The sequence below is a fragment of the Novibacillus thermophilus genome (genome assembly GCF_002005165.1).
GTDB classification, from domain to species: domain Bacteria; phylum Bacillota; class Bacilli; order Thermoactinomycetales; family Novibacillaceae; genus Novibacillus; species Novibacillus thermophilus.
The window spans coordinates 2181274-2197427 of the sequence record NZ_CP019699.1 but is presented as its reverse complement, the minus strand read 5'-3'; the positions used below and the strand labels follow the sequence as shown (position 1 = coordinate 2197427).

Here is a 16154-nt window from a genome sequence, read left to right as displayed (position 1 = left end):
TTCACCCTATTCAAATAAGCTTGACTGCCTTGTCTTAATAAATATCGGATTGCTGATTGCGAGAGGTGACGGCCGTTTTTGATCTTTGTCCCAAATTTCAACACGATAAAAGGACTTTCTTGCATCTACTTCGAAATGAAGTTCCGAATGTCTTGCCTCGAGCACAACTTCCTTCCATATTCCTTCTGACGATATAATCTTCAACAGCCCTTCCGCAAATTGAGAGACCGTACAACATAAATCGAGCGTCTCATCCTGCTGGTCCGCATAGTGTGTACCGCCCATCCGCGTCTGATCAATGTTTATATCAACAAACAATTCTCCTGGATGGGCACTCACACACACTTTCCCTTCACGCATACCTTCTAGTATTCCACGGGGACTGTGCGACTTTGCCAAGACCCAATTTGTCGGAACACCGTATCGGATCGATTCGTGTGGACCGTGTTTGTCGCTTCCGCCGATGGCGATGATCCGCTTGCCTCGGCACAGTTGTTCCTGCCACCAGTTGAGTGTTCTTCGGTTCGCTTCACTCCACACACCGTTCCAGATCTCAACAAACTGGAATGCAAAATGTTCCAAACCCCAATCCCACCCACAATTATCACAATGGGGATGGTTAACCGAAATGAGAGCTCCGTTTGCTTCTCCTTCTCTCATGACACGCTGCACATCTTCCACAGTTTGACAGCGAAAGTCAGAAAACGGCTTTTTGACTCCGTAGAAATTACTGTGTCCCCGATTCGTCGTAAGCTCAACTGCCGGTATGATGACAAGGTCTTCAACCGTTGGATACGAATCGTTCTGGCTGAATGTATTGTGGTCGGTTAAAGCCATAAACTCCAGTCCCGCCTCTTTTACGTGTGCAGCGACTTCTGATATGGAATAAACGCCGTCGCTATGGTGGGAATGAAGGTGCAAATCTCCTTTATACCAGCGGTTGGCCTCTCTTTGGATTCTGATATAAACGTTTACTGTACATCCGTCAGAACAAATGCGATAGGCATTCAGAATGACACTCCATTTGCCCGGTGCAAGCGGACCGACAGTGTACCCTGGAGTCGCCCGGTCTTCCCTTACAAAAACTGATGTCCGCGCCCCGCCGCTCCAACCTCTGACACCGTAGGGGTCCTCAAGACCCAGGTCTACCACGTTTTCTCCGCTGCCAACGACGTTGAGTTGAACAGACACTTCCTCTGCATGTTCCGGCACATCAAACGGCAGCGAAAGATACATCCCCTGATGCTGTAAAGACAAATTCTTCGATAACGTCACTTCTACGAGCGAGTCTGTCACTCTTTCACCCCTCTCCCCAGCCCACTCAAACTTTCTTCAAATAGAGGTTGCAACATGAAATACAAGAGAATCATCGGTAAAGCAGCGGTGGTGGCACCCGCCATCAAAAGCGGCCATTCAACATTGTATTGGGTTTGAAACGAGGCGAGCGCAATTTGGATCGTGTACATTTCATCCGATCGGGCTACCGTTAACGGCCATAAGTATTCGTTCCAGTGGCTCAAAAAACTAAACACCACGACTAATCCGATCACCGGTTTGCTTAAAGGGAGAATAATTTTCCAGTATATTTGGAATTTGTTACACCCGTCAATAGCCGCTTGATCGTCCAATTCTTTCGGGATGGAGAGATAATACTGCCTCATTAAAAAGATCGCAAAACCTGTTACGGACACTGGCAAAATCAAACCGAAATAACTGTTCAACCATCCGTCAGGCCCGGCAAACGGCACGTTTCTCATCATGGAAAACAACGGTATCACCATCAAGCTCGCAGGCACCATCATGGTAGCGAGCACAACCATGAACAGTTTGTTTTTGCCGGGAAAGTCCAGGCGAGCAAACGCAAACGCTGCCAGCGATGAGAAAATCACGTTGATCGCCGTCGCCGCCGTCGATACGAAAACAGAATTCAAAAACGCTCGAGGGAGATTCGTCTCTTGCCAAATGCGTACAAAGTTCTCCCAGTGAATGTCAGTCGGTATAATGTTTGGCGGCCAGGCGTACACATCGGCCTGGCTTTTGACAGACGTTGCAAACATCCAGATATACGGTCCGACAAACACCGTTAAGATGACTGTCATCAGTGCGTATATAAGCACCTTATTCACTGTTTTCGTCATTTTAAGCCCCCCGTGATGACAACTTCAGTTGGAGCCAGGTCGCTAGGAACAGAATGGGAAAAAGCACGAGAGATAACGTAGCCCCGTATCCGACGTGGTTGAACTCGAATGCCTGTTGCCAAATGTGTTTAATTGCCACTAAAGTGCGGTCCATCGGGCCCCCATTCGTCAAGACATCGACGATCGCGATCACTTGAAAAGATCCGATGACCGACATGACCATGCAATAAACCAGAATGGGAACAATGCCAGGAATACTGATGTGCCAAAATTTCTGCCACCCGCTAGCCCCATCTAATTCGGCCGCTTCGTAATAATCTTTCGGTATTCCTTCCAGACCAGCCAGAAAAATCGGGGTATTGTAGGAAGCGCCGCGCCATGCTCCGACCAGAATTAAAACAATCATGGCCCATATAGGGTCCTGCAGCCAGTTCGGAGGATTTTCGAAACCAAGGATGGGCAAAACGTAGTTGAGGATGCCTAAATTGTTGTCTAAAATCCAGAGGAAAATCATCGCCGTAATCACTTCAGACGTCACGGTAGGAAGGAAGTACAAAACTTTAAAAAAACGGAACCCTTTTAGCTTGAGAGAGAGCAACACGGCCATGAACAACGCGGCACTGAGCCCAACCGTCATAGAACCCACGGTATAAACAGATGTGTTGACAACGCTTTTTAAAAATGTGTGGTCGGCCATCAGTTGCCGGAAATTGTCCAACCCTAAAAAAATCGGCGGATTGGGCAGTTGGTACTGATGTAAACTAAGCCAAATCAAATACACGATAGGTACAATCGAAAAAACGAATAAAAAGCTCAGTGCAGGAACGAGGAACAAATAGGATGTCAAATAGTCTTTCCACTTCTGGTCTGATTTTAAAGTCTTTCGATTGTGTGACAATGTTGCATTTGCCGTTTTTAACATACTTTCACCCCAAAACGAAGTACAAAGGGGTACACTTCGCCAAAGTATACCCCTTATTCTGTTTTAGTGGGAAGATTTGTCAATCGCTTGCTCGGCGGTTTTTTGTGCTTGATCTAGTGTGTTTTCAACGTCAGCTCCATTAAAAATATCTCGTATTGCTTGACTCCATGCGTCGTTCGCCTCGGGATATGCTTCCAACTTATAAGGTTTGGCGTATTGTAGCGTTTCAATAAACGGTTGAAGCAAAGGGTCCTGGTAGAGTTCATTTTCGTACAAATGTGTCTTAACGGGATGACGTCCCATTTCTTCAGCCAGTCGAATGGCGTACTTGTCGGAAATAAACCATTTCATCAATTCAAAAGCCGCAACTTTGTTCTCAGAGCCCTTCGGTACAAACAAACTGCCTCCTCCCATCGTAGAACCTTTCTCCGGTCCCGGTATGACAGCTGTTCCCACATCTTCATAAACGTCAGGGAACTCGTTTTCAATACGGGAAAGATCAAAAGGTCCCGAAACGAACGAAGCAGCTCGTCCTGTTCCGAACATGGCGACAGGATGATCTGTTTGGCGCTGTTGAGCAGGTGGAATGGGGGCGACCTCATGTACCGTTGAAAGTTCTGTATACTTCTTCACAACTTCTTTCACAATAGGTCCGTCTAAATTCACTTGTGGGGTATCACCTTCTTCTATTAACAGTTCTCCTCCTTCAGCAACGACGTGTCCGTATAAATTCCAGGCGCTGGCACTGTTCACAAAACCGTATCGCGAACCGTCATCTGCCGTTAATTTCCTTGAAACTTCCAAAAGTTCATCCATCGTGTTAGGCGGCTCTCCTATTCCGTTTTCTTCAAACAACTTTTTGTTGTACAAGTAAAATGTCGTATTGATGTCAAGGGGAACACCGTATTTTTTCCCTTTCCAAACGACATCTTCAATGGCGCCCGGGACAAACGTTTCTTCTTCTCCCCACTTCTCCCATAGATCGTCAACAGGTTCCGCCAACCCTTGAGCCCCCATCGCAAAAGCGTGTTGATGTGCCATATCCGGCGGCGATCCCCCAGTGACTGCGAGTCTAATCTGGTTGATCATTTCCCCCCACTCAATTCCTCTCGTGTTAACTTTGATATGAGGATAGACTTCAGAAAATTCTGCTATGGCATCTTGTATGGGGGCTTCTTCAGCGTAATCCGCCGCAAGCCAAACATCCAACGTCGTTTCAGGTAAGGAAGCAACTTCTTCATTGAATGCAGGCAAACCTTCTGCGACTAAATCACGATCTGGTTCCTGTACAGGCTCGGAATGTCCTTCAGATGTCGCAGAGTTCGTCTCTTCACCTCCCTGAGCACAAGCGCTTAAAATCACAAAAATGGATAAAAACAACACGGCAAATCGTTTCACTCTTCGTCCTCCTTATTTTTAATATTAAACCGGTTTAAAAATTAGGTTTAAATATTACACACAAAGCTTTACTTTTTATATTAAACCGGTTTAATTCTTACAGAGGGGAAAGCGCTTCCCTTTCCTCTTTTAGTATAGCTGCCCAAAATCATCTTCGCAATAGATTTTTCAAAAAATTAACCCATCCATCTTCCGCCGTCCATCACGAACATCCCGTCGATCCACACATTCGGTTCGCTGACGACGCAGTCGATGTGCACACCGGCATCGATCGTTCCACCGAACGTGCGGTTGCTGCCGAATGCGACGTGTACGGTACTGTACACTTTCTCGTCCTCGAGTACGTTGCCCGTCACACGTGCGCTTTTATTCGTGCCAATGCCGAACTCGCACAGCAGTCTCCCGTCTCCAGTCCCGAGCAACTGCAACAGTTCGGCTCCCTTATCGCCACTCGCTTTTACCAAGCGTCCCCCGGATATAGTCAAAGTGACAGGGTCTGTCACCACGCCAAGCCCAGCGATCGATTGATCGATCACGATCGTCCCTTCCGCCGTTCCTTCCACCGGTGCGATGTAACTTTCTCCAGAAGGCAGGTTGCCGGACTGCGATTTTTCCCTGAATACGCCCGTACTGCTGATCGCATCACGACCTTCTATGGAAAATGTGAGACGAGTGCCCTCTTTTTCAATGACAACTTCTTTCCCTTTGTCCAGGTAGGTGGAGACATACTGTGTGAACGATTGTACTTCATCATAATCTGCCGTAATCGCACCTTCATGCAGCATATCGAGGGTCAGACCCGGCATCGTGGCCAACCGCGCCCCTTCAGCAACCGCTTGTTTTCGGGCATTCGTATGTGTTAAAGAATGTTCCGTTACACACATGATGATGTCAGCTGCTCGCATGGCTTCACTCACGATGAGCGGCGGCTCCTCTCCAGACTTTTGGCGCGGCGACATGTTGACGTGAACACTTTCCAACCCGAGTTCTCTACCCGCCAGTATAAATGACCGCCCGATCGCTTCTTTTATCGTATCTGTGACGACTAACAACGATTCCCCTGGCCTCGCCGCCATATTCACCTGCAATAGTTTTTTCGCTGTTTCCGTGTTATCGTTAGTTTGGATTGGTCCCAAATGAATACACTTCCTTATTGAACACGTATTTGATTTATATATCGAAGTAACGGCTCAAGTTTAACTGATACCTTTTCATCACATCGGTCACTTCTTTTTGTCCCTGTTGCAACAAGTGTAAATGGCGTTTTATACCTTCTTCCGTCATGCGGTACTTCGGGCCGGCCACTGTCAGGGAACCGACGACTTTCCCGCTCTGCCCTAACAGCGGAACAGCGATTGCCGTAACGTCCCTCGTGTACTCTCCTTCACTGCGTGCCCACCCGTTCTCGCGAATCTCGGCAAGTTTTTGACGTAGAATCTCCGGTTCGGTTATCGACGTTGGGGTATGGGCTTTCAATTCTCCGCTCAATACTTCTTCTATCTTTTCTTCCGGCAGAAAGGCCAGAATGGAACGGTAAGAGGCTCCCGCGTAAAGCGGGACCCTGCTGCCGATGGAAACGGAATACCTCACTTTGTTATCGGGTTCCATCGCATCAAGGGTTATGGCCTCATTCCCGTCCAGTCCTGTCAAAAAAATAGACTCCCCGGTATCGATCATTAACTGTTTTAAAATAGGGCGTATCAATTGTGACAGCTTCAAGTTGTCGTACATCACTAAGCCCAATTCCCATAAGCGAATTCCCAATGCGTACTTCTTCGTTTCTATATCCTTCACTAAAAACCGGTTCGATTCAAGGGTAGCCAGAATACGGTATACGGTCGCATGGTTCATGCCGCATTCTTTTGCGAGTTCCCTCGCACCCCATAAAGGTTTTTCTTTTGTAAAATACCCCAGTATTTTGAGAGATTGGTCAACTGTTTTTAACATGCTGCGATTCCCCTTTTGAGTTTAAGAACAATACTTGTTATTTTTATTCGCCATAAATCTTAAGACTCCTGTTCACATAGGAAATCTATAGCAGCCGCTACATAAACTTTCGCACAACGCACGACGTCTTCAACGCGCACTTTCTCATTAAAATTGTGGATGCTCGGCAAGTAGGCCGGTCCGTATTGTAAGACCGGGATGCCGTATGCTCTGAAGTGGCGTGCATCGCTGCTCGCCCACTGCATGACGCCGTACGCTTGATCTCCCGTTACGTAAGAAATGTTGTCGACCACTGCACGGCAAATCGGGTTCTCCGGCGGAGTGTAATTGGCTGTGCTTTGAAAGCCGAACGGCTCGATCTCATAATCGATATTCAATTCGTCCAGTTGTTCACGCACGAAGTTCAGTACATCATCTTGGGTCGCACCAAACGGTAAACGGCAGTCTACTTCAACGGTACATGTGTCGGGCACGACGTTCGACTTTGTTCCTCCTGCAATTGTTCCGATATTACAAGAAATACGTTCAAATATGTCGCGTGCTACAGAGTTTTCATTTTCATCGACATACTTCTTGGACACTTCGATAATCGGCTTCACTTCTTCAGGGATTTGAACAGGTAAGTCCCAAACTTTGCGGATGCGTTCAACAGCTTTCATCGCATCGACGATCGCATTGACTCCTGAGACCGGGGCCAGACTTCCGTGCCCCGCTTTTCCTTTCACCGTCAGTTTAAACCAGCACGATCCTTTCTGTCCGAGTGTCGGGTTGAGTGGGGAGGACGGCTCGGCAATGAGACAACCGTCGCCTTTAACCAAGCCCCGCTCCAACAGCCACGGCACGCCGTGTTCTCCGCCGGTTTCCTCATCGGGAACAATGGCGAGGACGAGTTCTCCCGGCAACTCAATCTTTAAACGTTTCAAAAGAGAAACGGCGAAAATAACCCCCGCCAGCCCCCCTTTCATATCACTGGCTCCGCGGCCGTGAAGCCACCCGTCCTTTACTTCACCGGAAAAAGGATCGAATGCCCATTTTGAACGGTCTCCCGCCGGTACAACATCCGTGTGCCCGCAGTAAATAAGCGTTTTGCCACCCGGTTCCCCGATGCGGGAAATTAAGTTCCACATGTTTTCTCCCGCTTCATGCCATTCTGTTTCGATTCCCGCTCTTGACAAGTACCGCTCAAGGTAACGGCTGATCGGTGTGGAGTTCCCGGGAGGATTCTCACTCGGGAACTGCAATAACCGTGAGCACAGTTCAATCAGTTCTTCCCGATGGTCTTCGACCGCCTGAACAGCCGCAGCTTTCAGCCGCTCAGTTTGTTCGCTCACGACGAACTCACCTCGCGACCCAATGTTTGCAAATGATTCATACTGCCGTACAGTTTCTGTAACAATTCAAACTCCCGTGCATCATAGAACGAACATTTATTTAAACCGTACAATTTAGCGACTTCGATCACAAAGCGTACGACCTGTTCAACGTGTGTCAAGTGTGTCGCACCGGTCGCACATCCGGCTACCGCCACCTCTGTCGTTATCGCCACCCCGACGACAGGGCTCTTTGTCGCCACACACGGCTGTAAGATACTGTTAATGTGATACAGACCGTTACCGTATGGTGTGATGTCTTGAACGGTAATCGGCAACGTCACCGGCATCCGGCCGGTCGTTTGCTGCATCATCTCGAGTAAATCGTTGCTGATGCGCAGGATGTAACCTTCTTTCACCGTCGGGGTAATCGCAAACCCGTTGTGGCTCACAACGACGTTTCCTTTTGTCGTATCGATCGACAGAATCGCATCCATTTCCTCCGACACTTCGTACCGGTTCATTGTGGCAATGTCAACCGGCGAATCCATAAACGGAACAGGATCGTGAGGGAGAGTCGGGGCAGTCGGACACACGTGGGTGGTGAGCAGGACATCTCCTTCTAACACATCGCCTTTCTTTCTCATGTCTGCCAGCTTGGCGGCAGCGGACAGACAGGCGAGTGCACCGTCTCCATCGGAGACGAACCCGAGCTGTTCCGGACGTGCACCGATCCCTCCCAGGCGGCCGATGATCCCTAAAGTAGGTGCCGATCCCCCACTGCTTTTCCCGTTTTTTCCGGGGATGAGAACTTTGACAAAGTCGGTCGATCCTTTTTCTCCTTGAACGGTTTGAAATTCGACACGAGAAGAATCAAGACCTGAAAAGTACTTTTTCACGGATTCAATCGCTTCGATGTTGTCTAACAAATCATAGACTTCCAAAACGTGTTTTAACGACATGGTGCAATCTCCTAACTACTGTTTATATTTCTCCCATTCGATGACAAGCAACGGTATGACCTTTGCGGTAGTCTTGAAATGTCGGACGTTCCGTCCTGCACTTTTCGACGACAAAAGGACAGCGCGTGTGAAACGGACATCCGGACGGCGGGTTGATCGGGCTCGGCACATCACCCGACAGCACGATGCGCTCTTTATTTTCTTTCGGATTCTGCTTCGGTACAGCTGACAGCAAAGCACGTGTGTACGGGTGTTGCGGCCTTTGGTAAATATCTTCGTACGTGCCGAGTTCGACAATTTTTCCCAGGTACATGACCGCAATACGGTCACTCACGTATTCCACCACACCCAAATCATGGGAAATGAACATGTATGTTAACTGAAATTCCTTTTGTAAATCTTTAAGCAGATTGATCACTTGTGCCTGAATGGACACATCGAGCGCCGATACTGGTTCGTCACAGATGACCAAGTCGGGATTGAGGGCAAGGGCGCGCGCGATATTGATACGTTGCCGCTGGCCGCCGCTGAATTCGTGCGGATAGCGTTCCCCGTGGTATGAAGCGAGCCCTACCACTTCCAGCAGTTCATCTACTTTCTTTTCCCGTTCTTTTTTCGTCCCGACCCGGTGGATCAGAAGCGGTTCCATGATCAAATGTTTGACCGTTTTTCGCGGATCAAGTGAAGCGTACGGATTTTGAAAAACCATTTGAATGGATTTGCGTGCTTGCCGTATTTCTTTTGCCTTTAATGAAGCGAGATCCTGACCTTTAAACAGGACAGAACCTTCCGTAGGGCGGATCAATTGATTGACGAGCCTGGCCGTTGTCGATTTGCCGCAGCCCGATTCACCGACGATTCCGAGCGTCTCACCTTGGTACACATCAAAGCTGACATCATCCACCGCGCGGACATATCCGGTCGGTTTGGAAGAAAACACTTTATTTCTTATCGGAAAATACTTTTTCAAATGGCGAACCTCTAAAATGGCTTCACCCATTCTGACCGCCCTCCTTCCGTTCAAGGCGCGCACTTTTCGTTTGGAAGTGGCAAGCCGTTAAATGGCCGGGTTCCACTTCGATCAACGGCGGTTTTTCCTTAAAGCACTTCTCTTCGGCATACGGACAACGCGCGGCAAACGGGCAACCGACCATTTCCTCCCGCAAATCCGGCGGGTTACCCGGGATGGAAATCAATGTTCCTCTGCTTTTCGCATTTCCCGTCACTTGCGAGTTCAGCAATCCCCACGTGTACGGGTGAAGCGGATTGTCGTACAGCTGATCGGCAAACGTGTATTCGACGATGTTTCCGGCATACATGACGATGACGCGTTTACAAACTTCCCATACAACACCCAAGTCGTGCGTGATCATTATAATGGATGTGTTCATTTTTTGCTGCAGATCTTTCATCAGTTCAAGTATTTGTGCCTGAACGGTCACGTCTAATGCGGTTGTCGGTTCGTCGGCTATGAGTAATTTCGGATTACACGAAAGAGCGATCGCGATCATGGCACGCTGGCGCATACCGCCGGAAAACTCATGGGGATATTCCTGCATTCTCCGCTCCGGTTCAGGGATGCCGACCAATCGCAGCATTTCAACCGCGCGCCGTTCGGCTTCTTTTTTTTTCACCTTTTGGTGGAGCTTAATGACTTCAGTGAGCTGGTTACCCACTTTAAAAACGGGATTTAACGACGTCATTGGGTCCTGGAAAATCATCGAAATTTCGTTACCGCGAATGCGGCGCATTTCTTTATTCGATAACTTTGTCAGGTCTTTTCCTTCGTATAAAATGCTCCCTCCTACAATTTTACCGGGAGGAGAAGGAATAAGCCCGAGTATTGACGTTGCGGTGACACTTTTACCTGAACCGGATTCTCCGACAATCCCGATTGTTTCCCCTCGTTTAACGTCAAAGGTGACGCCGCCCACCGCTTTTACCACACTGGAAGAGGTGCGAAAATGCACTTCCAAATCTTTCACACGCAATAAAACATCTTCGTGCACCAAGTCCCATCACCTCGTTTCCTTCGATCACCCTAGTTTTTCATTTTAGGATCCAGAGCGTCACGCAATCCGTCACCGAATAAGTTAAACCCGAGGACTGACAATAGAATCGCCATCCCTGAAAATGTGGCCATGTGCGGTGAAAGGACGAGAAAATCTTTTCCATCCTTCAAAATACTCCCCCATGAAGCAGTCGGAGGTTGAACACCTACGCCCAAAAAACTGAGAGCCGCCTCGGAAATGATCGCTCCGGCAATATTCATCGTGGCGTATACAATAATCGGAGCCATGCAGTTCGGTAAAATGTGCCCGAACACGATCCGGTCATCTCTCGCACCTAGGGAGCGTGTGACTTCAATGTACTCTTCTTCTTTCACACTGAGTACCTCACCACGTACGATACGCGCAAATCCGGGTATGTTGGCAATCCCAATCGCTATAATAACGTTAATCAACCCTTGCCCCATAACCGTCATTAAAGCGATAGCCAGTAAGATAAAGGGGAACGCAAACAGACCATCCATTGCCCGCATAATGACTGCATCGAGCTTACCTCCGTAGTAACCGGCAGTGAGACCGAGTAACGTCCCGACGATGCCTCCCAAACAAACAGCCAAAACACCGACAACGAGTGAGATTTGTGCTCCGTAAACAATTCGGCTGAACACATCGCGTCCGTAGTTGTCCGTGCCGAGTAGATGCCCGTCCGTTCCGGGTTTTAAGAGTGGCAAACCTCCCATGCTGTTGGGATCATGAGTGGCGATGAGGGGAGCGAATACGGCTGTGATGATCATCCCGGCGATAATAAGCAAACCGATAACGGCCAGCTTATTGCGTAACAATCGACGCCATACACTGCTTTCCTTACGGCTTTTCTTCGTTACCTGAGCCGCGTTCGGTGAAGCTTGCACATCTGCGCCGTTCATCTAGCTCCCTCCTTTTTCCTTCACCAGTTTCACACGTGGGTTAATGACCATATAAAGTAAATCAACGATCAAGTTGACCAGGACAAAAATAATCGCAATAAACAAGATCGTTCCTTGTACGACCATGAAGTCGCGTTTTTCAATCGCATCAATAATTAAGCGCCCCATCCCCGGCCAGTTAAAAATGGTCTCGGTTAAGACGGCACCTCCGAGCATCATCGATATTTGCAAGCCCATGACTGTTAATAACGGTCCGGCGGCATTTTTTAACGCGTGCTTCCAAATGACAATGATTTCTCTCAAGCCTTTCGCGCGCGCCGTTTTAATGTAATCCTGCCGTACGACTTCAAGCATGCTGGAACGGGTGATACGGGCAAACGTAGCCATTGGAATGGTGGCAAGTGTGATACTTGGCAAAATGAGATGTTTGAATGATCCCATACCTGTTGCGGGAAACCAACCTAAGTTGACACTGAACAGCAAAACCAGCATGACGCCGAGCCAGAATATCGGCATCGATACGCCGACCAAAGATAAAAACATGAGAGAATAATCGTAAACCGAGTATTGTTTTGTTGCCGATACAATACCTGCGGGAATCCCGATCCCGAGGGCTATAAGGAGAGCACAGGCTGACAGGATGACCGTGTTCGGAAAACGCTCCATTATGAGCGAGGTGACGTGTTCCTTGTAATAGATCGATGTCCCGAGGTCACCGCGCAACAAGTCGAGAATGTAATTAAAAAATTGGAGATAGATCGGTTCATTAAGGCCCAGTTGCTCCCGCATGTCTTCCACCGCTTCGACAGAAGCCTGCGGACCCAGCATAACGGCCGCCGGGTCCCCAGGAATAATGCGCGTAATGAGAAAAACAACTGTCGCCACAACGAACAAAGTCGGAACCATGTCTATCATCCGTTTAACGATGACTTTCAGCAAACCGGTTCCCTCCTCACCATTTCACGAGGATGTGCTTATTCATCAATCCAAACGTTGTTGTTCGGGTTGACAATGATGAACGAGTTGTCCGCCATAACGTTGAAGTCTTTTACTTTATTTTGAATGGCAGCCGCAATTTCCACATTAGTCAGTTCGACGCGAGGAACATCCTTAACAATGCGTTCCAACGCCTCAGCGTACAATTGTGCACGTTCATCTTGGTCTGCTGTTTCTTGTGTCGCCCGATTCAACAGCTCGTCCACTTCAGGATTGTCATACCCGTACCCGTTTCCTAATGATCCGATTTGATCGCTGTGAAACATCTGGTACAAGAAGAAGTCCGGATCCGGATACCATGTCCAACCCATCGCATACAAAGGTGCGTCTCCCTTGGAGGCAATGTCACTGAACGTTCCCCATTCAACAGATTTGATCTCGACGTTGATGTTCAAGTTTTCTTTCATCTGTTGCTGGAAGATGGTGGCATGCGGTACACGCGATTCGATCACGTATAGCTCCGTGTCGAAACCGTCCGGATAACCGGCCTCAGCAAGCAGTTCTTTCGCCTTTTCCGGGTCGTATTCCGGCACTTCTACTTCTAATGATTCATCATATCCCCATGAACCTTTCGGCAACGGTAATTTGGACGCTTCGGCACCCCCCCATTGATAGACACCTTTTACCAAAGCATCAACATCGGTAGCCATATTAATCGCTTTTCTGACACGAATGTCTTTCGTCGGGCCTTCTTGCATGTTCATGCCGATATACTCAATGGATAATCCGGGAACTGTCAGCAATGTTAGATTTTCTTCCTGCTCAATGACTGCGCGGTTTTGACCTTTGACATCTGTTGCGATATCAATGTCTCCCGAACGAAGAGCGTTTGCCATCGTGCTCTGATCTGTAATGGCTGTCCACACTAAGGAATCGAGATGCGGTTTCGGTCCCCAGTATTTTTCGTGTCTGGACAACTTAATTTCATCATCTTGTTTCCACTCACTGAGTGTAAAGGGGCCTGTCCCTACCAAATGTTGACCGAATTTGTCTCCCCATCCTTCGACCTCTTCTTTAGGAACAATCACGTTACCTGCATCGGTCAATACAGCCAGAAGAGTGGAGTTAGGCTCTTTTAGGTGAACTTTTACTTTGAAATCGTCAATGACTTCCACTTTTTCCACCATGCGCAACCGATTCATGGCGGATTCCTTGGCCGAGCGTTCCAAGCTGTATTTTACATCTTCAGCAGTCATTTGACGCCCGTCTTGATATTCACCCGGTTGAAAATAAACGTCGTCTCTCAATTCAAACGTGTAAGTCTTTAAGTCATCAGAAATTTCCCAGTCGGTCGCGAGAGACGGTTCGATTTCACTCAAATCGTTGCTGTAAATAACGAGTGTGTCGGCAATGCTTTTGATCACGTTGGATTCATAAACACCCGTATACGCAATGGGGTCTAATGTCATCGGTTGGGCTGAAAGGGCCACTCTCAGCTCGCCGCCATCTTTCGGCTCGCTGTTACTGTCAGTCGATTCCGCATTGTTCTCTTCGGACGACGATGTATCGCCGCCTCCTCCGCAAGCTGTGAATATTAAAGAAAAAATAAGTAAAACAGACAACAATACACGATATTTAACGAAATATGAAGTCAATGCATTTTCTCCTTCCCACTTTTTTAAGATTTAGATATATAAAAGGGTTCGTTTTATTAACATGCCTCCTCCCTCTTGCTATTTGGTTCATATAATGCAACATTAATTCATTAAATGAAATTATTAGTAATATTATAGCAAACTGGACAACCAATGTAAATATAAATTCATTGTTGACAGTTTTTAAAAACCCTTGCTTAAATTGCAATCCTGAATTATTCATAACCGCGTCTCAAATGTTTTAAAAACCAGTTTCAAGCCTGATTTTTGTAAGTTTTTGGTTTCCCTAGATGTTTTCTCAAATATATTACCTAATCTACTGGAAAAACAGCAGGAAGTCATACGCTAGCTTTCATAATCGGCTGTAAAAGGGCACACTGATCCTGTGGTCAATGTGAATGCTATGAGATTGACTTTTCTAATATCATCTCATTCAACCAAACCGTGGGAGGTGATGGATGGTTCGTAAAGTCTGCCAATAAGCCTTTTGATACAGACAACTGCTGCACAGTTTAAATGTCAGATATCTGCCTGAACGAACCAGCTTTCCCGCGATCTTAAGCAACTTCAAACGGATGTTGTCGATACGATTTTTGTTCATCGTTCTGGGTAGACACAGTCGACGAAACCAGTTGTTGAAGTTATAGGCGAGCACCATGAGTTGCAGCTTTGTGGCGTTGCTGTAAAACGATGGACTGCTCATCTGATCGAAAGCAAAGCCGTTCTTGGCTTCTTTGATAAAGTTTTCCATCGTGCCACGGTTCGCATAAAGCTTGACGATGTTTTTGGGTGAGAGCCCCATGTTGGTCACGATGAAGGTGTAGGTGAAGAAAAGCTCACCTTCCGGTTTCTCCATCTTGACCACCACACGACGCGGCTTATCCCAAGCACGTGCCTGGTAGTCAAATGATGTGTAAAACACCTTGGCTTCTGTCGTGTTCAGATCAAACTGTTTCCAGAGTTCATCTTCAAATGGCTGTGCTTTTTGTTTCAACACGTTGTTTGCTTTTAAGCGGATCACATAGTGGACATCATGTGTTTCCGCCAATTGATAGAGAGCCGGGATGGCAAAACCGCTGTCCCCGCGTATGCATAGCGTTGCCCATGGACTTTGCTTCCGATATCGCTTGATTTCAGGGCCGACAAAGCGGACGACTTGCCGGGATGTGTACACATGACCAGCGCGCAGTTCTGCTTTGAGACAATCTCCAGTCAGTCCATCAAACATCATCAGGGGATGGTAACCCTGGGCTTGATAATGCGTGTTAAAGGCGGATCCATGCTGTTCACCATAGGTGGCCAAGTTGGTCGAGTCCAGATCCATCATGATGTTTTCCTTGGGTTGGATGATATCGACTCGTTTTTGCATCAGTGAATTGACCGATTGCAACTGCTTCATCGTTTCCTTATCCAATTTCTGATTTAGCCGGGAAATGGTCGGTTGAGAAGCCAGGACTTCTTTACCCAAAATGGTGGTCAACACAGGTTCATGACGTAATTCATCGGCATGATCATCCGCATGATACCCGGCAATGTGCTGATAGATCTTTTGGATGATGACGTCATCGTTAAAATGGATGTGATGACGGTTTGGATCATTCACATTGAGGTGATCCGTGATCGCTTGACTGAGCCCGATTTTTTCATCAAATTCTTTATACAGTAACCAACCGGCATCTGAGGTCAGGTTTCCACCTTCAAAATTGACTTTCACACTTTTGTTGAAATGCATGGTCTGCTCGTTTACACTATGCATAAGGGAGCCTCCTTGGTTTGTATTGGTTTTGGTCACTTTTACAATACCAAAGGTTGGGCTCCATTTCTATTTTTCACCCATTGGGTGAAAAGGTGGAATGCTTTTAATGGCCTGGTATGACGCGCTTTTTGATATTTTAAGTTCAGCTATATGAATAATTCAGGGCAATATTAAATGCAACAAAATTTAATACCA

General features: G+C 47.5%; 14 protein-coding genes. All 14 read right to left on the bottom strand.

Annotated elements, in window-relative coordinates:
• Positions 1-6: 6 nt before the first annotated feature.
• Positions 7-1296, bottom strand: coding sequence for a CehA/McbA family metallohydrolase (locus tag B0W44_RS10770; RefSeq protein ID WP_077720036.1), 1290 nt, complete (start codon positions 1294-1296; stop codon positions 7-9).
• The gene (locus B0W44_RS10765; protein ID WP_077720035.1) at positions 1293-2138 is read right to left on the bottom strand and encodes a carbohydrate ABC transporter permease; all 846 of its coding nucleotides are present in this window, start codon (positions 2136-2138) and stop codon (positions 1293-1295) included. Before B0W44_RS10765 ends, B0W44_RS10770 begins: the two co-directional genes overlap by 4 nt.
• Before the next feature lies 1 nt (position 2139).
• Positions 2140-3060 (bottom strand): carbohydrate ABC transporter permease, encoded by a 921-nt coding sequence (locus B0W44_RS10760; protein WP_077720034.1) that lies wholly within the window; start codon positions 3058-3060, stop codon positions 2140-2142.
• A gap of 63 nt (positions 3061-3123) precedes the next feature.
• On the bottom strand, positions 3124-4458 hold the full coding sequence (locus B0W44_RS10755; protein ID WP_077720033.1) for a sugar ABC transporter substrate-binding protein: 1335 nt from the start codon (positions 4456-4458) through the stop codon (positions 3124-3126).
• 176 nt (positions 4459-4634) lie between these two features.
• Positions 4635-5534 carry an aminopeptidase gene (locus B0W44_RS10750; protein WP_077721352.1) on the bottom strand — a complete coding sequence of 300 codons (900 nt, stop codon included), beginning with the start codon at positions 5532-5534 and terminating at the stop codon, positions 4635-4637.
• A 94-nt stretch (positions 5535-5628) separates the two neighbouring features.
• Entirely contained in the window at positions 5629-6405 is a 777-nt protein-coding gene (locus tag B0W44_RS10745) for an IclR family transcriptional regulator (RefSeq protein WP_077720032.1), read from the bottom strand.
• A gap of 59 nt (positions 6406-6464) precedes the next feature.
• Positions 6465-7736 carry a M20 family metallopeptidase gene (locus tag B0W44_RS10740; protein ID WP_077720031.1) on the bottom strand — a complete coding sequence of 424 codons (1272 nt, stop codon included), beginning with the start codon at positions 7734-7736 and terminating at the stop codon, positions 6465-6467.
• Positions 7733-8677 carry a DUF1177 domain-containing protein gene (locus B0W44_RS10735; protein ID WP_077720030.1) on the bottom strand — a complete coding sequence of 315 codons (945 nt, stop codon included), beginning with the start codon at positions 8675-8677 and terminating at the stop codon, positions 7733-7735. Before B0W44_RS10735 ends, B0W44_RS10740 begins: the two co-directional genes overlap by 4 nt.
• A 22-nt stretch (positions 8678-8699) precedes the next feature.
• The gene (locus B0W44_RS10730; RefSeq protein ID WP_077720029.1) at positions 8700-9677 is read right to left on the bottom strand and encodes an ABC transporter ATP-binding protein; all 978 of its coding nucleotides are present in this window, start codon (positions 9675-9677) and stop codon (positions 8700-8702) included.
• A complete protein-coding gene (locus B0W44_RS10725; RefSeq protein ID WP_228441005.1) occupies positions 9670-10689 on the bottom strand; it encodes an ABC transporter ATP-binding protein in 1020 nt (339 codons plus the stop codon). The genes B0W44_RS10730 and B0W44_RS10725 overlap by 8 nt, the downstream gene beginning before the upstream one ends.
• A 29-nt stretch (positions 10690-10718) precedes the next feature.
• Entirely contained in the window at positions 10719-11612 is an 894-nt protein-coding gene (locus tag B0W44_RS10720; protein ID WP_077720028.1) for an ABC transporter permease, read from the bottom strand.
• On the bottom strand, positions 11613-12551 hold the full coding sequence (locus B0W44_RS10715) for an ABC transporter permease (protein WP_077720027.1): 939 nt from the start codon (positions 12549-12551) through the stop codon (positions 11613-11615).
• 35 nt (positions 12552-12586) lie between these two features.
• Complete coding sequence (locus B0W44_RS10710) at positions 12587-14203, bottom strand: ABC transporter substrate-binding protein (RefSeq protein WP_077720026.1); 1617 nt, start codon at positions 14201-14203, stop codon at positions 12587-12589.
• A 433-nt stretch (positions 14204-14636) separates the two neighbouring features.
• Positions 14637-15959 (bottom strand): IS1380 family transposase, encoded by a 1323-nt coding sequence (locus B0W44_RS10705; protein ID WP_077718401.1) that lies wholly within the window; start codon positions 15957-15959, stop codon positions 14637-14639.
• Positions 15960-16154: the final 195 nt, after the last annotated feature.